This is a genomic window from Cryobacterium shii, assembly GCF_004402595.1.
Lineage (GTDB): Bacteria > Actinomycetota > Actinomycetes > Actinomycetales > Microbacteriaceae > Cryobacterium > Cryobacterium shii.
The window spans coordinates 223,729-245,896 of sequence record NZ_SOFY01000011.1 but is presented as its reverse complement, the minus strand read 5'-3'; the positions used below and the strand labels follow the sequence as shown (position 1 = coordinate 245,896).

General features: G+C 67.4%; 22 protein-coding genes. 12 read left to right on the top strand and 10 right to left on the bottom strand.

Annotation, left to right across the window (positions count from 1 at the left end):
• Positions 1-246 precede the first annotated feature (246 nt).
• The gene (locus tag E3O49_RS02890; RefSeq protein ID WP_134450961.1) at positions 247-1,881 is read right to left on the bottom strand and encodes an NAD(P)/FAD-dependent oxidoreductase; all 1,635 of its coding nucleotides are present in this window, start codon (positions 1,879-1,881) and stop codon (positions 247-249) included.
• Between the two features lie 123 nt (positions 1,882-2,004).
• Here E3O49_RS02890 and E3O49_RS02885 point away from each other — a divergent pair, with 123 nt between their 5' ends.
• Both E3O49_RS02885 and E3O49_RS02880 read left to right on the top strand, forming a co-directional pair.
• Positions 2,005-2,382 carry an ArsR/SmtB family transcription factor gene (locus tag E3O49_RS02885; RefSeq protein WP_134368008.1) on the top strand — a complete coding sequence of 126 codons (378 nt, stop codon included), beginning with the start codon at positions 2,005-2,007 and terminating at the stop codon, positions 2,380-2,382.
• Positions 2,379-2,876 (top strand): SRPBCC family protein, encoded by a 498-nt coding sequence (locus tag E3O49_RS02880; protein ID WP_134368007.1) that lies wholly within the window; start codon positions 2,379-2,381, stop codon positions 2,874-2,876. Before E3O49_RS02885 ends, E3O49_RS02880 begins: the two co-directional genes overlap by 4 nt.
• A 195-nt stretch (positions 2,877-3,071) precedes the next feature.
• Here the strand turns inward: E3O49_RS02880 and E3O49_RS02875 are convergent, their stop codons facing one another.
• Both E3O49_RS02875 and E3O49_RS02870 read right to left on the bottom strand, forming a co-directional pair.
• Positions 3,072-4,652: an alkaline phosphatase PhoX gene (locus E3O49_RS02875; RefSeq protein ID WP_134450959.1), complete on the bottom strand. Its 1,581-nt coding sequence runs from the start codon at positions 4,650-4,652 to the stop codon at positions 3,072-3,074.
• A gap of 120 nt (positions 4,653-4,772) precedes the next feature.
• Positions 4,773-6,455 (bottom strand): ABC1 kinase family protein, encoded by a 1,683-nt coding sequence (locus E3O49_RS02870; RefSeq protein ID WP_160141008.1) that lies wholly within the window; start codon positions 6,453-6,455, stop codon positions 4,773-4,775.
• Positions 6,456-6,631: 176 nt separating this feature from the next.
• Between E3O49_RS02870 and E3O49_RS02865 the strand changes: the two genes are divergently transcribed.
• Positions 6,632-7,462, top strand: a complete 831-nt coding sequence (locus E3O49_RS02865) for an SDR family oxidoreductase (protein ID WP_134368004.1) — start codon at positions 6,632-6,634, stop codon at positions 7,460-7,462.
• 23 nt (positions 7,463-7,485) lie between these two features.
• On the opposite strand, the gene E3O49_RS02860 is transcribed toward E3O49_RS02865, so the two are convergent.
• Complete coding sequence (locus E3O49_RS02860) at positions 7,486-9,621, bottom strand: hypothetical protein (protein ID WP_134368003.1); 2,136 nt, start codon at positions 9,619-9,621, stop codon at positions 7,486-7,488.
• 156 nt (positions 9,622-9,777) lie between these two features.
• On the opposite strand from E3O49_RS02860, the gene E3O49_RS02855 reads away from it, so the two are divergent.
• Positions 9,778-10,065 (top strand): hypothetical protein, encoded by a 288-nt coding sequence (locus E3O49_RS02855; protein ID WP_134368002.1) that lies wholly within the window; start codon positions 9,778-9,780, stop codon positions 10,063-10,065.
• A 42-nt stretch (positions 10,066-10,107) separates the two neighbouring features.
• Here the strand turns inward: E3O49_RS02855 and E3O49_RS02850 are convergent, their stop codons facing one another.
• A complete protein-coding gene (locus tag E3O49_RS02850; protein WP_134402337.1) occupies positions 10,108-11,910 on the bottom strand; it encodes a DEAD/DEAH box helicase in 1,803 nt (600 codons plus the stop codon).
• Between the two features lie 79 nt (positions 11,911-11,989).
• On the opposite strand from E3O49_RS02850, the gene E3O49_RS02845 reads away from it, so the two are divergent.
• Positions 11,990-13,678, top strand: a complete 1,689-nt coding sequence (locus E3O49_RS02845; RefSeq protein WP_134366322.1) for a long-chain-fatty-acid--CoA ligase — start codon at positions 11,990-11,992, stop codon at positions 13,676-13,678.
• A 19-nt stretch (positions 13,679-13,697) separates the two neighbouring features.
• On the opposite strand, the gene E3O49_RS02840 is transcribed toward E3O49_RS02845, so the two are convergent.
• A complete protein-coding gene (locus E3O49_RS02840; RefSeq protein WP_134366321.1) occupies positions 13,698-14,183 on the bottom strand; it encodes a DNA alkylation repair protein in 486 nt (161 codons plus the stop codon).
• Positions 14,184-14,277: 94 nt separating this feature from the next.
• On the opposite strand from E3O49_RS02840, the gene E3O49_RS02835 reads away from it, so the two are divergent.
• The gene (locus tag E3O49_RS02835) at positions 14,278-15,120 is read left to right on the top strand and encodes an NAD-dependent epimerase/dehydratase family protein (protein ID WP_134366320.1); all 843 of its coding nucleotides are present in this window, start codon (positions 14,278-14,280) and stop codon (positions 15,118-15,120) included.
• Positions 15,121-15,258: 138 nt separating this feature from the next.
• Here E3O49_RS02835 and E3O49_RS02830 read toward each other — a convergent pair whose 3' ends face one another.
• Positions 15,259-16,191, bottom strand: coding sequence for an FAD-dependent oxidoreductase (locus E3O49_RS02830; RefSeq protein ID WP_134366319.1), 933 nt, complete (start codon positions 16,189-16,191; stop codon positions 15,259-15,261).
• Between the two features lie 45 nt (positions 16,192-16,236).
• Positions 16,237-17,034, bottom strand: a complete 798-nt coding sequence (locus E3O49_RS02825; RefSeq protein WP_241975755.1) for an IclR family transcriptional regulator — start codon at positions 17,032-17,034, stop codon at positions 16,237-16,239.
• Positions 17,035-17,236: 202 nt separating this feature from the next.
• On the opposite strand from E3O49_RS02825, the gene E3O49_RS02820 reads away from it, so the two are divergent.
• The 3 genes from E3O49_RS02820 (at position 17,237) to E3O49_RS02810 (ending at position 19,030) form a co-directional block, all read left to right on the top strand.
• Complete coding sequence (locus E3O49_RS02820) at positions 17,237-17,953, top strand: CoA transferase subunit A (RefSeq protein WP_134366318.1); 717 nt, start codon at positions 17,237-17,239, stop codon at positions 17,951-17,953.
• 71 nt (positions 17,954-18,024) lie between these two features.
• Positions 18,025-18,669, top strand: a complete 645-nt coding sequence (locus E3O49_RS02815) for a CoA transferase subunit B (protein WP_134366317.1) — start codon at positions 18,025-18,027, stop codon at positions 18,667-18,669.
• Between the two features lie 10 nt (positions 18,670-18,679).
• Complete coding sequence (locus tag E3O49_RS02810) at positions 18,680-19,030, top strand: MmcQ/YjbR family DNA-binding protein (RefSeq protein ID WP_134366316.1); 351 nt, start codon at positions 18,680-18,682, stop codon at positions 19,028-19,030.
• Positions 19,031-19,039: 9 nt separating this feature from the next.
• Here E3O49_RS02810 and E3O49_RS02805 read toward each other — a convergent pair whose 3' ends face one another.
• Positions 19,040-19,723, bottom strand: a complete 684-nt coding sequence (locus tag E3O49_RS02805; RefSeq protein ID WP_338144967.1) for a histidine phosphatase family protein — start codon at positions 19,721-19,723, stop codon at positions 19,040-19,042.
• Between the two features lie 38 nt (positions 19,724-19,761).
• Here E3O49_RS02805 and E3O49_RS02800 point away from each other — a divergent pair, with 38 nt between their 5' ends.
• Both E3O49_RS02800 and E3O49_RS02795 read left to right on the top strand, forming a co-directional pair.
• Positions 19,762-20,091, top strand: a complete 330-nt coding sequence (locus tag E3O49_RS02800; protein ID WP_134366315.1) for an antibiotic biosynthesis monooxygenase family protein — start codon at positions 19,762-19,764, stop codon at positions 20,089-20,091.
• 81 nt (positions 20,092-20,172) lie between these two features.
• A complete protein-coding gene (locus E3O49_RS02795; RefSeq protein WP_134366314.1) occupies positions 20,173-20,526 on the top strand; it encodes a TM2 domain-containing protein in 354 nt (117 codons plus the stop codon).
• A 10-nt stretch (positions 20,527-20,536) separates the two neighbouring features.
• Here E3O49_RS02795 and E3O49_RS02790 read toward each other — a convergent pair whose 3' ends face one another.
• Positions 20,537-20,986, bottom strand: a complete 450-nt coding sequence (locus E3O49_RS02790) for an Lrp/AsnC family transcriptional regulator (RefSeq protein ID WP_134405415.1) — start codon at positions 20,984-20,986, stop codon at positions 20,537-20,539.
• Between the two features lie 125 nt (positions 20,987-21,111).
• On the opposite strand from E3O49_RS02790, the gene E3O49_RS02785 reads away from it, so the two are divergent.
• Positions 21,112-22,143: an ornithine cyclodeaminase gene (locus tag E3O49_RS02785; RefSeq protein WP_134366312.1), complete on the top strand. Its 1,032-nt coding sequence runs from the start codon at positions 21,112-21,114 to the stop codon at positions 22,141-22,143.
• Positions 22,144-22,168: the final 25 nt, after the last annotated feature.

Genomic DNA, 22,168 nt, shown 5'->3' with positions numbered 1-22,168 from the left:
GTTTCTTTCCTTGACAGTCAGAAACCTAGACAGGAAGCGGCGTGCGGCCGTTAAGGCGCTCCGAAAGACCCACAGATGCAGCAGGAGAGCCGAGATTTTCGCCTAAAACCCCCTTTTTGGAGTGTTCTGGGCCGATCCGGGCAAAATCTCCGTCGAATTCGTCAGGGACGGACGTTCTCTGAGGCGTCACGCCTCAGAACGTCCTCCGCGCATCCTCATCGGCCACGTCCGTGACGACTCACTCGACTAGTGATGCCGCTTGGCCGGCATGAACATCGTGAAGTTCAGCCTGAGGAACCGGACGAACTGAACGAAGAGGTTGCTGCGCCGACGCAACTCCCTCGCGTCGGGCAGCGGGGCGGTGTCGATTCGATGCTGTGCGTTGTCCATGGGGTTCTCCTGGAGCCGGGTCTCGGTTATTTCGGGGATCAGATACCAGAGCGGGTACGCCTTGGCCTTGTAGATGAACATGGTGTGCAGCACTCGCTTGACCCAGTGGGCGGCGAGACCGATGTCGCCGGTTGTCTCCTTCGGATCCCGTCCGCCCGTGTTCGGGTGGCGGGCGTGGTCGGGCACGATCGGGGACATCGACATGGCCGCCGCGGTGCCGGAGAGGATCCCGGTGCCGGTGGAGGCGATGCAGGCAGCCGCCATCTCTCCCATTGACCCGTGGTGGGTGGGCTCCGTCGCTCCGGTGAGGATCATGTCCGCGATCGTCAGGGCGACGATCTTGCCCATCGCGCCCGACGGCATGCCGGTGCGCGGGGGAGAAGGCGCGATGGCGACGTCGCCCGGTGTGGCGTAGGGGCGGGAGATGGCATGCGGCGGGGCGAAGGCGATCCCGACGCCGAACACGTTCCGGTACGAGGGCGTCTGGTAGGTTCTCGGCCAGTCCTGCGCCGTCCACTGCTCGTAGGGCTTGGCCTCGTAGTTCGCGTCGACGCGCATGAACCCGCTGGGGGCGAAGACCTTGTCGGTGATCTCGACGCCGTCTCGGTCGAAGGCCGTTAGCCCGACCCCGCGGAACGGGGGCAGGAGCATCGCAAAATCGAACGACTGAGTGTTCTCTGATCCGTCGATCTGGGTGTAGTGGATCAGTCCCGGCTCGATCCCGGTGACGGCGGCCTGGGTGATCGCCTTCATCGTGCGTTCCCGGAAGAGCGACTCCATCCACGCCTCGCTGGTGACGCGCCGGCGCCCAGTGGAGAAGGTCATGCCGCCCACGCCGACGTCGCCGAGTTCGTGCTCGTTGGTGAGGTAGATCACCTGGGCCAGGTCGCGAACCCCGGCGTTCCGCAGCTCCTGCTCCACGTTGAAGGCGTACTCGAAGGCGGCGCCCTCGCAGGTGCAGGTACCGTGTCCGACGCCCACGACGAGCGTCTGAGGGGTGCCCGCCCTGAGTGTGGCGATGACCTCCGCGAGCCGGGCGGCGGCATCCACCGCATGGCTCGGAGTGCACACCGACACGGTGTTCCCGGCATCCGGGCCCAGACCGGGCGTGGTCTCGAAATTGAGTTTCGGCCCGGTGGCGTTCACCAGGTAGTCATAACGGATGCGCTCCGTCCGGCCCACGCGCGCGGGGTCGGTGTAGACCACGTCGACGGCGCCGCGGGGGCTTTCCGCATCGCCCTCCGGGTAGAGCGTCACCGCCTTCGCCTGCCGGAAGCCGATGCCCTTGCGCCGGTAGATCGGGGCCAGCGGGAAGACGACCCTGGACGGGCTCATCCTGCCGACCCCGACCCAGATGTTGGAGGGGATCCAGTTCCACTTCGAATTGGGCGACACCACGACGACCTCGTGGCGCTTGCCGAGACGCTTCTTCAGATAGAGCGCTGCGGTGTGGCCGGATACCCCGGCTCCCAGGACGACGACATGTGCCATTTCAGACCCCACATTTTCAGTAACGGTGCTGTTGCGTCGACACCACCCCTATACCCGTGGGGTATCTATGGATCGGAAATAATGCTTGCGCCTCGGTGCCCAGGAGGTCTAAAGTACAACCAAATGGTTGCACAAAACATGCAGGACGACGAAGTGGATCGCATCTTCCAGGCGCTCGCCGATGCGACCCGCCGGGACATCGTGGTGCGCGTCGCGCAGCGCGAGCAGTCGGTGACGGCGCTCGCCGCGAGCTACGCCATGAGCTTCGCCGCGGTGCAGAAGCACGTGGCGGTGCTGGAACGCGCGTCCCTCGTCGTCAAGGAACGCCGGGGAAGGGAGCAGATCGTGCACGGAAACCTCGAGACCGTGCGCCGGGCGGCCCGCCTGCTCGAGCACTACGAGGAAGTGTGGCGGTTTCGCGCCCAGAGCATTAGCGACATCCTGCGGGAAGACCCCAATGAACCAGGAAATGAACAGGATCGAGAAGGAGAGAAATCATGACCGTCGTTAGTTCACAAACCGACACCGAGGCGCTCACCCTCACATTCGTGGCCGATTTCGACGCGAGCGTGCAGCGGGTGTGGCGCCTCTGGCAGGACCCTCGCCAGCTCGAGCGGTGGTGGGGCCCGCCGACCTGGCCGGCCACCTTCGAGCGGCACGACTTCGTGCCCGGCGGCCGGTCGAATTACTTCATGACCGGCCCGGAGGGCGAGAAGGGGGCCGGCTGGTGGGTGACCACGCTGATTGAGCCGCCGCACCGGTTGGAGTTCGAGGACGGGTTCGCCGACGAGAACGGCGATCCGGTCGCCCAGATGGGCTCGGTGCGGGCGGTGGTGACCCTGGACGAAGCCGGAGGGCGCACCCGAATGACCATGGTGTCCACGTTCGAGAGCCTGGACCAGCTGCAGAAGATGACCGAGATGGGCATGGAAGAGGGCATGCGGCAGGCACTGGGGCAGATCGATACGCTGCTCGCCGAGGACGTCAGCGCCTGAGCGGGTGCCTGATCGTGCCGCCGTCCTCGGCAGGCTCCCACTCGCGGCCCACCCTGGGGACGCGGGCGCCCGTTAGACCATGCGCCGCCGGTCACAGGGTGCGCCACGAACCGCGGGTTCGCTCTCACACACGAGAGATGCCCCGGTTGCTGGCGGCAACCGGGGCATCTCTCGTGGTGCGGAACGGGTTGCGGGCTAGTCCCGGTCGTTCTTGCCGTCGTGCCGGTCGTCGCCGTGCGAGTCCGCGGCGGCCGCGGTGTGCAGCTCCCACGTCACGTTGTCGCCGTGCTGCTGGGTCCAGAACGTGCGCCAGTCGCCGCCCATCATCTGCGGGGTCTGGGCGCCGAGGATTCCGGCGGCCGTCGGGTCACCGTTGGAAACGTGGATGCCCGTAATCTCGTTGTCGCCGTCGTTGTAGCCGGGGCTGGTGTTGTGGTCGTAGGTCGCGGAGGCGTCGCGGCCCTCGGCCAGCCAGCGCACGGCCTCCGGAGCCTTCTTGCCCTTCCCGGCGAGGTCCAGAAGGTAGCCGGAGTCGAGGGCGTCGCGCTGGGCGTGCAGGGAGTCGCCGGCATCCTCGACCACCATCAGCTTGTCCTTGCTCGCGAACTGGATGTTGTCCAGGCCCGTGTGCTCCAGGTCGCCGAGGAACGCGGGGGACAGCTTGCCGGTCTGCGCCGTCGGAGACGACTGGCTCAGGCGGAACACGCCGCCGAAGGCGCCCGGGAGGGTGCTGCCCTTGTCGGTGTCGCCGGTCTCGGTGAAGTAGAACTCGCCGAAATTCGTTCCGGGGCGGAAGACGCCGTTCTCGGGACGTTTGAACGGGGTGGCGCCGGCGGCCGCGGCGGCAGCGGTCGCGCTGTTGTTGGCCCCGGTGGTGACCGTGACCCACGTCGTGTTGAATGACGCACCGTAGCTGTGCAGGTCGGTGACGAACTGGTCGGACGGGTTGTCCGCGAGCTGCTTGGCCGTGACGGGGGAGCCGTCGGCACGGTTCACCTGCAGGGCCTGCAGGGTGCCGGTGGACAGGTCGCCCGCCTTCGTCGGGGTGAAGCGGTAGACGTAGCTGTTGGGGACCTTGCCGCCGGCCTTCTTGGCGCCGCCGATGTCCTCAACCAGCCACACGTTGCCGGCGGAGTCGTTCTGAATGCCCTCATAGCCGCCGGAGCCGAGCGCCGGGAGCGGCACGATCTTGCCGTCGACCGGGTCGCCCTTGTCATCGAGGGTGATGCCGAAGACGCCGCCCTTGGGCGCCGTGGCTTCGGCGGCCAAGAGGAGCTGGTGTGTGAACGGATCCCAGGTGATGCCGTCGAAGGTGGGAACGGCGGCCCCGTCCGAACGGGTGTCCGCGATCAGGGTGACCCTCTTGGTCAGGTCCTTTTCGTCGAGATCGATGCGGGTGACGTAGCCCTGCGGTCCGCCTTCGTGGCCCTGGAACAGGTAGTGCTTTGCGCCGAAGACGAGGTAGACGTTCTTGTCCGGCTCGGTCTTGAACGCCTCTTTCGCGTCCTGAGTCAGCGGTCCGCCGTTGGCCGTGTTGTACCCGTAGTGGGACACTTCGCCGTGCGGGTTTGCCAGTGGAAGCTGGCCGTAGGCAACGGGGCTCTGCTCGAGGCCGGCAGCGAGCACATTGTTCTGGATGCCGAACGCGGAGTTGGCTGCGACTCCGGCGGTGCCCGAGTCCGGCGTCGCCGTCGCGGGAAGCGAGGCTGTGGTGAGCACGGCCAGACCCAGTCCCAGGCCCACCGCCGTGGTCACACCGATTTTCGTGAACTTCATCGTGTCCTCCTCAGGGGGGGGCTGGTGCCCGACCCGCAGATCAGACAAGTCCGCCCAGGTTTCCGGCAGGTGACGGAGACCTGTACGGGGTCTGCCCGGGGGCGGAACAAACACGCGGTGTCACCTTATCCGCTCCAGCCGCACCAGGGCCAGCCTGGTGTTGATGGCGATGAATGCCACCAGGCCCGCTGCCGCAACCGAGCCGATCACCAGCAGCGGGCCGCGAACCCGGGACAGCCATCGATTGTCGGTGGAGCCCAGCACGCCGATCGCATTGATCAGCGACGCCAGCAGCATCCCGGCCACCAGGCGCTCGCTGATGTCTTCCACCCGGCGCACGTAGGGTTCGGCCTGTTCCGGGTCGATGCTGATGCCCATGCCCTCCTGCTCGTAGCGGTCCAGGATCCGGGTCAGGCGTGCGGGCAGGGGGAGCCCCAGGTCGGCCACGTCCAGAAAGCCGGTCAGGAGCCTCCCCCCGAGGTACGACGGCTGCAGTCTGCGCTGCAGGAGGTCGAGTGCGTAGGGCTTGAGTGCGGTGCTGATGCTGAACTCCGGGTCGAGCACCAGTCCCGTGCCCTCGCACATCACGAGCATCTTCGACACCATCGCCACCGCGGGCGGAACCTGCAGGTGGTACCGGCGCATCAGGTCCATGACTGCCGTGATCAGCTCGCCCGCGGGCAGTTCCTTGAGCGTCAGCCCGGTGTACCGGTCGATGATCCGCGCCAGCGCCTCGGCGAAATCCGTGCGATCGATGCGGCCTGGCGGCGGGGCCAGCCGGAGCAGCATCGCGGCGAGCCGGTCGGAATGCTGCAGGGACAGCGCGATCACCACGTCGATCAATTGATTACGGATGTTGTCGGTCAGCGACCCCACCATGCCGTAGTCGAGCAGACCGATCACCCCGTCCGGCTGAACGAGCATGTTGCCGGGATGGGGATCGGCGTGGAAGAACCCGTCGCGCAGCACCATGTCGAGGATCACCGTCGTGGCCCGATCGGCCAGCGCGCTGCGATCGACGCCGAGCAGGTCCAGCGCGTCCACATCGGTGATCTTGACGCCCGACAGGCGCTCCTCGGTGAGCATCCGGGTGGTGGTGCGCGACCAGTCGATGCGCGGAATGTGCAGCCCGGGGCTCTGCGCGAAGTTCGCCTGGATTCGCTCGGCGTTGCGTCCCTCGGCTTCGAAATCGAGCTCCCCCCTCAGCTGCCGGCTGAACTCCTCGAAGAAACCCGCCACCCCGAGTTCATTGATGGACGGCGACTGTCTCGCCAGCTCGCGCACGACGTTCTGCAGGATCTCCAGGTCGGCGTTGATCGTGTGGACGATCCCCTCGCGCTGGATTTTCACGACCACCCGTGACCCGTCGGGCAGCACCGCGCCGTGGGCCTGGGCGAGGGACCCGCTTCCGACGACCTCCTCGTCGAAGGACAAGAACGCCTCGTCGATCGGGGTGCCCAGCTCCCGGGCGATGAGGCGCCGGGTCTGGTCTATCGGCATCGGCGGGTCCTGGTCCTGAAGCTTCGCCAGCTGGGTCGCGAGGTCCGGGTGCACGAGGTCTGGCCGGGTCGACAGGATCTGGCCGAGCTTGATGAAGGTCGGGCCGAGTTCCTGCAGGGTACGACGGATGATCTCCGGTGATTCGAAGGCTTCGTCGTGGGGCGGTCCGTCCGGCGTGAAAGCGTCGAGGAATCCCGGTTTCAGGATCCGCCGGGCCAGCCCCGACCGCGCGGCGAGCAGGTGAAAGCCGTTGCGGGAGAGAATCCGAACGATTTCTGCCTGTCGGTCGAGGTGGAGGGCCATGCCCAGAGCTTGAGGGGATTCGGTGGAATCCGCAATACTCGCACTCATCGGCGCAAACGTGAGGGCCTGGACTGGCTTCCCGGAGTTGATTTCCCGCTGGACCTGGACCACGGTGGACGCGAAGAGGCACGGGACGGTGCGTCCCGTGATGATGAGGCCCTGGAGGTCCGGTTCCCATGAGCGTTCAGAAGCGAATCGTTGTCTGTATCGGCACCGGCGGGATGGGGCTGGCGGCGGTTCGCCGCACGGGTCTCGGTGCCACGGTTGTGCTTGCCGACTTCGACGAGGTCGCGCTGCAGGCGGCGGCCGACAGACTTCGCGGCGAGGGCTTCGACGTCGTGGTACACCTCGTCGACGTCGCGCAGGCGAAGTCGGTGCACAGGCTGGCGACGGATGCCGCGGCCCTGGGCCCGGTGAGCACCGTCATCCACACCGCCGGACTCTCACCCGTTCAGGCCTCCGTCGACGCGATCCTGACGGTGGACCTGCTCGGCACCGCCCTCGTCCTGGACGCCTTCGGCGCGGTGATCGCGCCCGGTGGTTCCGGGGTCTTCATCGCCTCGATGGCGGGCCATCTGGCCCGGCTCACCCCGGAGCTGGAGGTGAAGCTGGCGATGACGCCCACGGCAGAGTTGCTCCGGCTGGCCGAGCTGGAAGTGAGCGGGATCACCGACTCCGGTGCCGCGTACTCCCTCTCGAAGCGGGCGAACGCGGTGCGGGTGTGCGCGGCGTCGGTGGCCTGGGGCGAGCGGGGTGCCCGCGTGAACTCGATCAGCCCGGGGATCATCTCGACACCCATGGGCGCCCAGGAGCTCGCGGGTCCCAATGGTGAACAGATGCGGGGCATGATCGCGGGCAGCGCGACCGGCCGGATCGGAACGCCGGCTGACATTGCCGCGGCCGTCGCCTTCCTGACCGGTCCGGACTCCACCTTCATCACCGGAACCGACCTGCTCGTCGACGGCGGCGTGATTGCCTCACTGACGACGCGAACCCAGTCCGCCTAGTGGCACCGGGTCACGGCACCGGCTCACGGCACCAGGGAATCCACCCAGGCGGCGACAATCAGGAAGTCGAACGTCTCGTAGGGGAACCCCTGGTCCAGTGAGCGGAATACCTTCGCGATCAGCAGGTCCCGCTCCTGCTCGCCCAGCTTTCCGAGTTCCGCGGCGCTGACAATGCCCTCCTTGAGGAGTGCGGATACGAGTTCCACTTTGTACGTGCTGTGCAGAGGCCCCGCCCACGGCAGGAGCGAGAGGGTTTCCGTGCGGTTCGCGAGTTCGGAGATGTCCAGCAGAAGCGCCGTGTGCAGCCGGCTGGCCCCGAGATGGTCGCTGAGCTCCGCCCTGGTTCCCACGAAAGTCGACAGATGAAGCGGGCTGCTGATGCCGAGGTCGGCGAACTTCTCCCGGTAGGGCGCGAGCGGGTCCAGATCCCAGAAGTCGGTGCGGGGTATGCGCGCCAGCTTCTGGAACCGGGGATCGGGGTGCAGCTCGACCAGCATCGGGTCCTTCCAGACGAAGTTGCGCGGTCGCTCGGCGATCATCGCGTACTCGAGGTGCTCGAGGGCGAGATTCCGCAACTCTTCCTTCCATTTCTCGTTCGTCTGCTCCCGGCTTTGGGCGTAGAGCATGCACGCCAGGTCGTAGCGCACCCAGGGCGAGGCAGACATGCCGGCTTCCTTGATCCGGCCATTGATCTCGGCGAGGTCCTGTGACCCGCCCAGGGCGACGTAGCCGGTGGCGGCCACCAGTCGCATGTTCTGTTCCAGCAGGGTGAGTTCTGGCCCCCGACTGCCCTCCGCGCCTCTGCTGCCATCGATCAGGCGCACCAGTTGCAGAGCCCGCTCCCTCGCGTGGCTCACCTGCGGAGTGGTACTCGGGTCGGACCCTTGATCCGGGATCGACGCGAGGTTCTCCACGGTGATCACATAGTTCAGGAGCACCCGTCGGTAGTGCATCGCAAAATCCGCGGCCACGGGATCCGTCTCGGTGGGAACGGGGAATGCGGGGGTCCGCGACCACCACGGCGACCTGTGCGCGGGCTGGTGCTTCGCCTCCAGATGGTCCGCTTCATTGCTGAGCCAGTCGGCGTAGCGCCGGAGCTCCTCGAACTCCGTTGCGGAGCGGTGCTGTCTGAACTGAAGCAGGAGCCTCGCGGCGTGGCTGTTCGGGTCGAGGTTGACGGCGCTGCTCAGGAGCCGGAGAGCACTCGCGGCACGGTCGTCGTCGTAGAAATCGGTGGACGCGACGTAGTGCAGTCCGAGCGCACGCCAGGATGATGCGCCGGCGAGCCCCTCAAGATCCGTGTAGCCCTCGGTGAGGGCCGTCAGCGCGAATGCCGCCACGAACTTGTCCAGGTCGACGTCGCCGCCCCCATCGACCTCGGTCAATCTCAGCTCGTCACGGTTGATGGCCGTGGCGTCAACCTGCCGGCCGTGGCGGGTCAGGCTCACGGCGAGATTGTCCTGGCTCGTGGCATCCACCCACAGACGCCAGGGAGCGGTGCCGAAGACGAAGGTCGAAACGGCCTGCAGCACGGCCAGCACCTTGCCCGGCAGCACGCCCGAGAGCGACGCATCGGAGAGGACCTCGACGTCGCTCCCGATCGCGAAGTGCAATCCTTCGGGTTTGCTCCCGCCGAGCCCGGTCAACAGGACCATGACATTCCTCGTGCGCGACTCGACGGGTTTGCCGGTGTCGTCGCGGACCTGAACGGAGATCCGGCGGTCGGTGGCCAGCCCGCGGGAGAAGGCGGCCGTGCCGGCGACGACCGCAAGGGTCCCGGCAGCGGCCAACAGCCAGCGGGCCCCGGCGCCGCCCGCCCACGAGACCACCGCCACGGCTCCGGTCAGGATCAGTGCGAGTCCCCACCCTTTGAATCGATTCACGGTTGTCTGGCTGGTCCTGCCCCTCCACATGATCGGGATGAACGCGAGCAGCCGGGCGAGGACGAGGGCAAGCGCGGCCAGCATGAGCATTGCCCACCCCGGCGACGCGAGCGGTGCCAGCCAACTGTCGAAGAAGCCGTTCCAGGTCTCGGACCAGCGCTCGGCCCAGGTCAGGCCGTCCGGCGCATCCGTGGCTGCCTGCGCCGTGCACCCGGTCAGGAACGTCGTTGCCGCGACGACCAGCGCACCACCCTTCACCACAGATCGCATGCTCATCTCCCGCCGTGAGATCCGAGAATGCGTCCTGCCCTCGGGCCTACGCCCAGTGTTCCTCGAATCCGGGTTGTGTCATAGCCGCATTGTGCGAGGACGACCTTCGGTCCTTACTGGTGTCAGTACTCGTGAGAAGCCGTCGCCAGAAGGAGAGAAGTCATGTTCGCTCGAGTCAGCACCTATCGGACAGGGCCGGAAACCGTCGTGGACCACACCGAGGAGACCGTTGCGCGGGTGCTGGCAATCCCCGGATGCCGCGGGGTCTACTTTCTAACCAGCCTGGAGGAGGGCAAGGCCCTGTCGATCACCCTGTGGGAGACGACGTATGCCCTCGCGGCGAGCCGGGAGGCAGCGAGTGCCGTCCGCGCCGACAGCAGCGCGGAGCAGGCCATGCAGATCATCGACGTGGAGGAGTTCGAAGTGGCCAACAGCGGCCTCGCGGGCTGAGCCGGCTACTCCGAGCCCCTCACGTCGTTATCAGCGTCGCGACTAGTCGCGAGGCCGGCGCGGCGGGCGTTCGGCCCGGTCCTCACGGCGCACCGGGCCGCCGTCGGCGCGGATCTCGATCAGCTTGCCGCTGATGCGGGTGTTGTCCAAGCGGGCCAGAACGTCGCTGGGAAGGTCGGCGGGCAGTTCGACGAGCGAATACTCGGGGTTGATCTGGATGTGACCGAAGTCCTCGCGGCTCAGGCCACCCTCGTTGGCGAGCGCTCCGACGATCTGCCGGGGCTCCACCTTGTGGCGCTTGCCGACCTCGATCCGGTACGAGGCCATCGACCGGTTGCTGTCGCGGGGGCGTCGTTCCACGCGCTCCACGCGTTCGCCGCGTTCGCCGCGTTCGCCGCGGTCGTCACGGCGGTCACCGCGACCGGCATCGGCGCGGGCGCGCTCGGCGCGGTCGCCGCGGTCGGCACGCTCGGGCCGCTGGGCGCGGGCATCCGCCTGGGTGAGCAGCAGGGGCGTCTCGCCCTGGGCGACGACGGCGAGGGCCGCGGCCACGTCGGCCTCGGGCACGTCGTGGTGTGCGACGTAGTGGCCGATGATGTCGCGGAAGGCGCTGATCCGGTCGGACTGGCTGAGAGCCTCGGTGATCGCATCGTCGAAGCGGGCCAGACGGGTGACGTTCACGTCTTCGAAGCTCGGCAGCTGCATCTGCGTCAGCGGCTGGCGGGTCGCCCTCTCGATCGCGTTGAGCAGGTGGCGCTCGCGGGGCGTGACGAAGCTGATCGCGGCGCCGCTGCGGCCCGCACGGCCGGTGCGGCCGATGCGGTGCACGTACGACTCGGTGTCGATCGGGATGTCGTAGTTGACGACGTGGCTGATTCGATCCACGTCGAGGCCGCGGGCGGCGACATCCGTTGCGACCAGGATGTCGAGCTTGCCGGACTTGAGCTGGTTGACCGTGCGCTCACGCTGCACCTGGGCGACGTCGCCGTTGATGGCCGCGGCCGAGTAGCCACGTGCGCGGAGCTTCTCGGCGAGCAGTTCCGTCTCGTTCTTGGTACGGGTGAACACGATCATGCCCTCGAAGTTCTCCACCTCGAGGATGCGGGTGAGCGCGTCGACCTTCTGCGGGTACGACACCATCAGATAGCGCTGGGTCGTGTTCACGGAGGTCGTGGTCTTGTTCTTGATCGTGATCTCTTCGGGGTCGTTCAGGTACTTCTTCGAGATCCGTCGGATCTGCGCGGGCATGGTCGCCGAGAACAGGGCGACCTGCTTGTCCTCCGGGGTGTCGGCCAGGATCGTCTCGACGTCTTCGGCGAAGCCCATCTTCAGCATCTCGTCGGCCTCGTCGAGCACCAGGTACTTCAGCTGCGACAGGTCGAGCGTGCCCTTCTCGAGGTGGTCCATGATGCGGCCGGGCGTGCCGACGACGATGTGCACCCCGCGGCGCAGCGCGGAGAGCTGCACGCCGTAGCCCTGGCCGCCGTAGACGGGGAGCACGTGCACGCCCCGCATGTGGGCGGCGTACTTCTCGAATGCCTCGCAGACCTGCAGGGCGAGCTCACGGGTCGGGGAGAGCACGAGTGCCTGCGGGGTCTTCTGCGCCAGGTCGAGGCGCGACAGGATCGGGAGGGCGAACGCGGCCGTCTTGCCGGTTCCGGTCTGGGCGAGGCCCACCACGTCGCGCCCCGCGAGAAGCGGGGGGATGGTGGCGGCCTGGATGGCGGAGGGAGTCTCGTACCCGACGTCCTTGAGGGCCTTGAGCATTGAATCTCCGAGCCCAAGGTCGGCGAAGGTCTTCGTTACGCGGGCAGTCTCTGCCTCGCTGGTGTCAGGGGTGTGCATATTACAACGGTAGTCGACGTGGGCGCCCTGTTCGTCTACCCTGTCCAAGCCGCGGGGTGAATCGCGGGAGGATATGAGAATGTCGAATATCGAACAACAGTCCTGGGTGAAGAATTACCAGCCGGGCGTCCCGGCCGAAATCGACCTCCCCGAGGAGTCGCTCGTGGCCATGCTGGAGCGTTCCGTGGCCGAGGCCGGCAGCCATCCGGCGCTGGAGTTCTTCGGCCGCCGCACCAGCTACACCGAGCTCGGCGACCAGATCGACCGGGCGGCGGAGGGCCTGCGCGGCCTCGGAGTGCGGGCGGAGGACCGTGTGGCCCTGCTCCTGCCGAACTGCCCCCAGCACGTTGTCGCCTTCTACGCGGTGCTGCGCCTGGGCGCCGTCGTGGTGGAGCACAACCCGCTCTACACCGCCCGGGAGCTGCGCCACCAGTTCGAGGACCACCAGGCCCGCATCGTGATCGCCTGGGACAAGTCCGTCGCATCCATTCGCACCTTCCCCGCGGACATCGAGATCGACCACATCGTGTCCGTCAACCTCCTCGAGGCGTTCCCCGCGATCAAGCGCCTCGCCCTGCACCTGCCGGTGAAGAGCCTGCGCGAGTCCCGTGAGGCACTGACCGGGCCGGCCCCGAAAACGATCCCCTGGAAAGACCTGCTCAGCCACGGTCCGATCGATCCAGAGCACCCCCGGCCCGCGGTCACCGATCTCGCGGCCATCCAGTACACCTCCGGCACGACCGGCCAGCCCAAGGGCGCCATGCTGACCCATTTCAACTTGTACTCCAACGCCCTGCAGGGCGAGGCCTGGATGCAGGGGGCCGAGTACCGCAAGGAGATCTTCTACGCGATCCTGCCCATGTTCCACGCGTTCGGCATGACGCTCTACCTGACCTACGGCATCCGTAAGCAGGCCCTGCTGGTGCTGTTCCCCAAGTTCGACCCCAACCTGATCCTCGACGCCATGAAGAAGTCGCCTGCGACGGTCTACTGCGCGGTGCCGCCCATCTACGAGCGCACCGCCGTGGTCGCGAAAGAGCGCGGAATCTCGCTCCGTTCCTGCAAATACTGCATTTCCGGTGCGATGAACCTGCCCGACCACGTGGTCGAACTGTGGGAATCGGTGTCGGGCGGCCTGCTCGTGGAGGGCTACGGCATGACCGAATCCTCGCCGGTCGCGCTGGGCAACCCGTTCCACCCGACCCGGCGCACGGGCACGATCGGCGTGCCGTTCCCGTCCACCCGGATGAAGGTCGTCGACCTGGACGACCCCACCCGGGAGGTGCCGCAGGGCGAGCCGGGAGAGCTGCTCCTGAACGGCCCGCAGGTCTTCCAGGGCTATTGGAACAACCCGGAGGAAACCGCGAAGACGCTCCTGCCCGGCGGCTGGCTGCGCACCGGGGACATCGTGACCGTCGACGAAGACGGCTTCACCACGATCGTGGACCGCGCCAAGGAACTCGTCATCACCGGCGGTTTCAACGTCTCGCCCTCCGAGGTCGAGGCCGTGCTCCGCCTGCACGCGGATGTCGTCGACGCGGCCGTGTTCGGCAAGGCACTCGAACGCGGCGGGGAACTGGTCGTCGCCGCGGTCGAACTCAAACCGGGCGCCCGGCTCGACGAGGAGGCCCTGCGCGCGCACTGCCGCGAGCACCTCGCGGCGTACAAGATCCCACGGCGGATCGTACAGATCCAGGACATGCCGCGCTCGATGCTCGGCAAGATCCTGCGCAAGCAGGTGCGCGAGCAGGTGCTGCCGCAGCTCTGACGCTCTTGCCGAGGCCGCTCTACCGGAGGGTCGTCGCCAGCAGGGCGGCCCGGCGGAGACACCGGTCGCTGTCCCCGGCCCAGCGCTCGAGAACGATGTTCGCCCGGGTGCGACCGGACTGGTCGAGCCTTTCCAGCAGGGGAGCGACCACGTCGCGGGCGAGCGGATCGACCAGGGCAGGCAGACGTGCGCCGCGCACGAAGCCCTCGATCCGGGTCAGATCCGAGTTGTCCAGAACGAGCACGTTCGACTGCAGCAGCACGACTGCCGCGAGGCGGCGCTCGAACACCGGCACCGCCCACAGTTCAGAACTCAGCGCGGTGATGTCGTCGTGCGTCAGACCGGGATACCGGCGGGCGACATCGCGAATCGTGCCCCGCACCGCACCGACCGTCGCACCGTAGAACCGCAGGTCACTGCCCAGGCGGTCCTTCTCCGCCGCCGCCCGGTACGCATCCCCCTCGTTTCGGAGTGTCATGTCCACGAATTCGCCGGCGTCGCTCACTCCTTCATTCTCTCTCCGGCTTTCGGGCGAGCGAGCCGGGTGGGCGGCACGGCGTTGCAACGTACGCTTGTGATCAACGAAAGAGGAGTTCTCCATGAGGGTTGTTGTCACAGGCGGAAGCGGAAAACTCGGCCGGACGGTCGTGCAGCGGCTGATCGCCGAGGGCCACGAGGTGCTGAACCTCGACCGCGACGGCGACCGGAACCCCGGTCTGGTCGTCGTCGATCTGAAGGACTACGGCCAGGTCGTCGACGCGGTCCTCGGTGTCGACGACCGGCACACCGGGTTCGACGCCATCGTGCACCTGGGTGCGATCCCGGCACCTGGCCTGGTTCCCGACGTGGCCACGTTCCACAACAACATCCTCTCCACCTATAACGTGTTCCAGGCGGCCCGGCGGGCGGGCATCAAGAAGCTGGTCTACGCGTCCAGCGAGACCGTGCTCGGGCTGCCGTTCGACATCGCCCCGCCCTACCTTCCGGTGGACGAGGAATACTCGGCCCGGCCCGAGAGCACCTACTCGCTGGTGAAGCATCTCGAGGAGCAGATGGCGATCCAGCTCACCCGCTGGGACCCCGAGCTCAGCATCACGGCGCTGCGGTTCTCCAACGTGAAGGACCCGGAGGACTACGCGGCCTTCCCCGCCTTCGACGCCGACGCCACCCTGCGCAAATGGAACCTGTGGGGCTACATCGACGGCCGTGACGGCGCCCAGGCCGTGCTGCGGGCCCTGGAGAACGCGAAGCCGGGCTTCGAGGCATTCATCATCGCCGCGGCCGACACGGTGATGAGCCGGCCGAACGCCGAGCTGGCCGCCGAGGTCTTCCCGGGAGTCGACCTGCGGGAGGTCGGCGAGAACGTCACCCTGCTCTCGATCGACAAGGCCCGGCGGATGCTCGGCTACGCACCCGAGCACAGCTGGCGCGACCACGTCTGACTGAACGAATTCGACGGAGATTTTGCCCAAATCGGCCCTAATCGGGCTGAAATCGGGTTTTTACGGCAGAATCTCCGTCGAATTGGTTAGACGCGGCACCGCACGCTGTGCTGGAGCCACCCCAGTGATCGACGACTCTCAGGAGAGCGCCCGCACCACGTCCAGGCCGGAGCGGACCGCGCGAGAGACCCCGGCCGGATGCCCGTCCACACTGCCGAAGCCGTCACCCGCGACGAAGATACCCGGGTGGTCCTGGCTCTGATCAAACCCGGCGCCCGGCAGCGCGGCGACCGCATTCGCGTAACGCCAGCGCTTCAGCTCGGAGTCCACGGCGTGCGCACCGGGGAACAGCCGCTTCATCTCGACCAGCAGCGCCGAGTGGACGAAATTCGCGTCCAGGTTCCAGGTGGACTCGCTCCAGTGCGGGGTCGCGAAGACCTCCAGCCAGACCAGCCCCGAGTCGTCCCGCCGCCGAACGCGGATGGCGTCGACGAGTGTCGATTCGTGCGACGCCAGCTCGCCGCCCACATCCCCGCGCAGGACACACAGCAGCACGGCCCGCTTGTCGTAGCCGACCTCCGCCAGGGCCGCGCTGACCCTGAGGTGACTCGTGCGCAGAATCTGAACGCTCTGCGGAACCGGCGGAGTCAGCACGACCGCCTGGCAGATGACGGGGTCGCCGGACGCGTGGGGTACAACGCGGAGGAGCCCGGAGTCCGCCACCTCGATCTGCGTCACAAAGGTGCGCTGAAGCGTGGTGCCGGCCGCCCACGTGCGAGCCACATCGCCGGCGGATGCCGCGAATCGCCAGCGCGCGCCATGATCCGGTTCCGCAGCGAACTCGGCTTCGGTTCTGCGGGCGATCTCCCTCATCACGTGCGCATCGTGGGTGACGACCGTGTCGGCGGCGGGGTTGAGCAGCGCCCCGGCGAGGGGGCGGCTCGCCAGGCGTCCGCCCGGGCGCGATCCCTTGTCCAACAGCAGCACCGAACGTCCGTGCTCCTGCAGATTGTGGGCGATCGTGAGCCCGCATACCCCCGATCCGACCACGACAACGTCCCAAGTCCCCATCTCTGGAGGCTAATGCACGGGTGGCCCGTGCGCCGTCGACAGGCCCTAGACGCGTGCGCGCTGCAGCGCCTGGGTGATGCGGCTGGCCTCCTCGAGCAGCAGCTGGCCGAGGATCTCCCGCCGCTCCGCGGTGAAACGCCGCTCGATGCCCGTCAACGACAGAGCCCAGGCGGGTTGCCCGGAGCGGTCGAAGATGGCCGCCCCCATTCCCCAACTGCCCTCCAGGATCAACCCCGGGTTGACCGAGTAGCCGGTGATCCTGGTCTGTTCCAGATTGGCCCGGATGGCGGTGGGCGAGTGGTTCTGACCCCACCGATCGACGAAGGCGTCGTCCTGCACCAGGAGCTGCCCGACCTCGGACTCGGGCAGGTACGCCAGGATGGCCAGGCCCGCCGAGGCGACCCCGAGCGGCAGCCGCAGGCCCTCGTAGAGCACGAACGACCGGATGGGGAAGCTGCCCTCCTCGCGCAGCAGGCACACCGTCTCCGCGCCGCGCCGGATCGAGAGGAATGCGCTTTCGCCGGTTTCCTCCGCCAAACGGAGCAGGCTCGGCCGCGCCAGCTCCTCGATCGGGTAGCGGTGGGCGGCGACCGTTCCCATCACGAAGATCTCCGGCCCGTAGTGCCACGTGTGCGTGACCGGATCATGGTCGAGCAGGCCCTCGGCGGCCAGAGAACTGAGCAACCGGTGCACGGTGGGCCTGGTCAGCCCGGAGTCCCGCACGATCTCGGCCAGGGGAGTGCCGGCGGGATTGCGTCCGACGAGCTGCAGGAGCCTGGCGACGCGGGTGACCACCTGGGCGCCCTGCACCGGGACGGATTGATTGATTTTCATGCCGGTCATGCCTGGCTCCTGTCCATAATGTGGATGTTGTGCAGCCTAGTGATCACGGCGTGGATACACAATGAAATGGGCAGATCCGCCCTGATTGACAGCCGCCCGATCAGACCCCTAACATGACGGACAGACGCAGCGTCCATAAGGTGGATACGAACCGGATGCTCAACCCGATTGATCAACACGGATGCTCAACGAGGAGAATTCCATGACCAAGGTTCGGTCCAGCGCACATGACGCTCTCAGCGACGTCCTCCGGGACGGCATGGTCCTGGCGGTCGGCGGCTTCGGTCTTTGCGGCATCCCGGCCGACCTGATCGACGCCGTGCGGGCATCCGGGGTGAAGGATCTCACCGTCGTGTCCAATAATATGGGCGTCGACGGCAAGGGCCTCGGCGTTCTACTCGAGGCCGGCCAGGTGCGGCGGGTGATCGCCTCCTACGTGGGGGAGAACAAGCTCTTCGCCGAGCAGCTCATCGACGGCAGGCTGGAGGTGGAGTTCAGCCCGCAGGGCACCCTGGCCGAGCGGCTCCGCGCGGGCGGCGCCGGCATCCCGGCCTTCTACACGAAGACCGGCGTGGGCACCCTGATCGCCGAGGGCAAGCCGCTCGCCGACTTCGACGGCGAGACCTACCTCCAGGAGCGGGCGATCATCGCGGATGTCGCCCTCGTGCACGCCTATCGGGCCGACACCGCGGGCAATCTCGTCTACCGCTACACCGCCCGCAACTTCAACCCCGTGGTGGCGACGGCCGGCCGTCTGACGATCGCCGAGGCCGAGATCATCGTGCAGCCCGGCGAGATCGACCCTCACGACGTTGTCACCCCCGGGGTGTTCGTGCAGCGCCTGGTGCGGGCCTCGAATCGGGTCAAGGACATCGAACAGCGCACGGTGCGCCCGCGGCCCGTGACCGTGCCGGCCTGACGAACTCGCCGGGCACACAAGCACCAGCCACACACCGCACCGACCACACACCGACCGCAAGGAGCAAGACCATGGCATGGACGCGCGACGAAATGGCCGCAATCGCGGCCGAGGAACTCTCCGACGGCGACTACGTGAACCTGGGCATCGGCATCCCCACGCTCGTTGCCAACAACCTGCCCGATGGCGTGCAGGTGACCCTGCAGAGCGAGAACGGGCTGCTCGGCATGGGCCCGTTCCCGTTCGACGGCGAGGAAGACGCCGACCTCATCAACGCCGGCAAGCAGACCGTCACGGTGCAGCCCGGCGGCTCGATCTTCGACTCGTCGGCCTCGTTCGGCATGATCCGCGGCGGGCACATCAAGGTGGCCATTCTGGGTGCCATGCAGGTCTCCGGCCGCGGTGACCTGGCCAACTGGACCATCCCGGGAAAGATGGTCAAGGGCATGGGCGGCGCCATGGACCTCGTGGCGGGCACCCCCCGCGTGGTCGTGCTCACCGAGCACACGGCCAGGGACGGGTCGGCGAAGATCGTCAACGAATGCAGCCTCCCGCTGACCGGACTGAAGGTCGTCGACCGCATCATCTCCGACATCGCCGTCTTCGATGTGACGGATGCCGGACTCCTGCTGCGACGTCTGGCCCCCGGCGTCACCGTCGAGGAGGTCCGTGCGGCGACGGAGCCGGACTTCACCGTCGCGCCGGAGTCCGTCTAGTCTCGTAGCCATGACACCGGATGCCCTTGCCGAGTTCTGCCTGAGTCTTCCGCAGGCGACTGAGACGTTCCCCTTCGGTGAGGAGACAAGCGTGTTCAAGACCAGCGGCAACGGCAAGATCTTCGCCCTGAGCGCCCTCGCTGGCGAACCGCTCGCGGTCTCACTCAAGTGCGACCCGGAGGAGAGCCGTGCGCTCCGGGAGGAGTTCCCGCAGCAGATCACGCCGGGCTACCACCTCAACAAGAAGCACTGGATCACGATCGTGCTTGACGGGCAGATCGACGACGCCCTGGTCGAGCAACTGCTGCGGGACAGTCACGCCCTCGTCCGGCCGAAGGTGCCGCGGGGGAGAGAGATCTGAAGCCGGCGGTCACGCCACTGGCTGGGCGCCCTCGGTATCCAGGTCGGCCAGAGGCCCGCCGATCCGCAGGCCGACCCACGAAACGAGCGTCCAGCCATCCGTCGCTGAGCCGCTCAGTTCCACCACTCCCGTGTTCTCGAGGTCGTGCGAGCCCGCGAATCGGGGCGGCATGTTGAGGGTGCGGGCCGCGGTCCAGACCCGGATCGCCGCGCCGTGGCTGAAGACGGCGGCCGTCTCGACGTCGGCGGTGGCGGCCGCGATGTCGGCGTCGTACCGGGCGAAGAACGCGTGTCCGTCCGAGGCCCCCGGCATCCGGGCGTCGAGATCGCCGGCGCCCCAGGCGAAGACGGTCTGCATGTACGTGTGAACGGATGCCGGGTCGTTCAGCCCCTCGAGGGAGCCGGCCTCGATCTCGTGCAGCCCGGGGGACACCCGCACCTCGATGGACCGGTCGGCAGCCAGAGGCCGGGCCGTGAGTTGCGTGCGACGAAGGGTCGACGCGAAGATGGCGTCGACCGAGTCCAGCCGGAGCGTGTCCGGGATCACGGCGGCCTGCCGCGTGCCGAGCTCGGTCAGGCCCGGCCCCGGGTGGGAGGTGTCGAGCTGTCCGAGGACGTTGGCGGGCGTTTGGCCGTGGCGGATCAGGAAGAGTCGCATGTCGACTCCAGCATAGGTATCCGGGAGTGACAGCATGGGACGCAGACTGTGGATCAACGAGAGGGAGAACTTCGATGACGATCATCAAAATCAACGCGATCACCGTGCCGGGCGACAACGGTGACGAGCTGGCACGCCGGTTCGCCGCCCGAGCCGGGGCCGTCGACGACCGGCCCGGCTTCGAGGGATTCGAACTGCTGAGGCCCACGGATGACCGCCACACCTGGCTGGTCGTGACCCGCTGGGCCGATGAGGACTCCTTCCGGGCCTGGGTCAGCTCGCCGGCCTTCGGACACGGCCACCGCGCCGAGCCGGCCACGGAGGGCGAGCCCGCGGCGCGGCCGCCCGTCGGGATGAGCAGCGAGCTGTGGTCCTACGAGATTGCGGGCGGTTCCCCGGCCTGATCTGAGGTTCAAGGCCCACGGGTCGGGTATCGGTATCACTATGTCTAGCGACACTCTCTCATCGACAAGGAGATCCCCGCCATGACAGAGCAGTACCTTCCGCAGCCGTACCCGCCAGTCACGCCCGGTTACTCGCCGCCGCCGAAGTCGTTCGTGGCGACCTGGCTGTTCGCCTGGCTGCTCGGCTTCCTCGCCATCGACCGGTTCTACCTTGGCAAGGTCGGAACCGGCCTGCTGAAGCTGCTGACGGTGGGCGGCTTCGGGCTCTGGTGGCTGATCGACCTGATCCTCGTCCTGGCGGGCGCCCAGCGCGACAAACACGGCCGGCCACTGGCCGGGTACGCGGAGAACAAGACCGTCGCCTGGATCGTCACGGCGGCCGGGTTCGTGCTGTCCATGCTCTCCTCGGGCCTCGCCTCCTCGCTGAACTCCTAGGTTCGGCGTCTCAGGTGCCGGGCAGGTCCCCGGTCGAGACCGAACTGAGCAGCAGGCTGGTCTCGCTGTTCAGCACGCCCTCGATCGAGCGCACCTGCCCGAGCAGTCGGTCGAAGTCGGCCAGGGTGTCGGTGCGCAGCTCGGCGACCAGGTCCCAGCCGCCGTTCGCGGAGTGCAGGGCCTTCACCTCCGGATAGCCGCGCAGGGCGTGGATGACCTGGGCGATGGCCCGGACCTCCACCTCGATCAGCGTGATCGCCCGGATCGAATTGGGGTCCCGGTCCTCCCTGATCCTGACGCCGAACCCGACCACCGTGCCGGAGTCGGTGAGACGCTTGAGGCGGCTGTTGATCGTCGACCTCGTGACCCCGAGGTCGCGGGCCAGGCTGGCGACGGGCTCGCGGCCGTTCACGCGCAGGGCGGACAGGAGGCGGCGGTCGAGGTCGTCGAGGGGATACATTACACAAAGTGTATATAAACACCGCACAGAGTGCTCGATGAAGTGGTCAGATTGCGGCGATGAACCCATGGCGGCTGCACATCGCCTATGCATACGGTTGAAATCCTGATCGAGAGGAGCCGCACATGGTGCGATTTGTGGACGTGGGAAACATCAACCGGTGGGCAGCCGAAACCGGGGTGGAGCGCATCCTCACGGACATGGTCGAGTACATCGAGCGCGACTTCCGCCGCTGGCCCACGTTCGACAAGGCGCCGCGGGTGGCCAGCCATTCCCCGCTCGGCGTGATCGAACTCATGCCCACGAGCGACGGCGTCACGTACGGATTCAAGTACGTCAACGGACATCCGTCGAACCCGTCGCGCGGCCTGCAGACCGTCACCGCATTCGGCGTCCTCGCCGACGTGCAGAGCGGCTACCCCACGTTCTGGTCCGAGATGACCGTGCTCACGGCCTTCCGCACCGCCGCCACCTCGGCCATGGTCGCCCGCGCCCTGGCCCGGCCCGACTCGCAGACCATGGCGATGATCGGCACGGGCACGCAGTCCGAATTCCAGGCCCTGGCGTTCCGCGGCCTGCTCGGCATCAACCGGCTGCGCGTCTGGGACACCGATCCCGACGCCATCGCGAAGTTCGTGCGCAACCTGGCTCCGCTCGGTTTCGAGATCGTCGTCGCGGCCAGCGCCACGGATGCCGTGACCGGCGCCGACATCATCACCACCTGCACCGCGGACAAGGCGAACGCCACCGTGCTCACCGACGCCATGGTCGGCCCCGGAGTGCACATCAACGCGATCGGCGGGGACTGCCCGGGCAAGACCGAACTCGACGGCGCCATCCTGCACCGCTCGGACGTCTTCGTGGAGTTCACGGCGCAGACCCGGATCGAGGGCGAGATCCAGCAGATGCACCCCGAGTTCCCCGTCACCGAGATGTGGCAGGTCCTCCTCGGCCAGGCTTCTGGACGCACATCCGTTGATCAGATCACCGTCTTCGACTCGGTCGGTTTCGCCATCGAGGACTTCTCCGCGCTCCGCTTCCTGCAGGATGCCGTCGACCAGACCCGGTTCTACACCGACATCGACCTCGTGGCCGACCCCGACGACCCGAAGGACCTGTTCGGGCTCGTCACCGCCGGCGCGCCCGTTCTCGTCTGAGTCCGAGCCTGAGTCCGAATTCGAG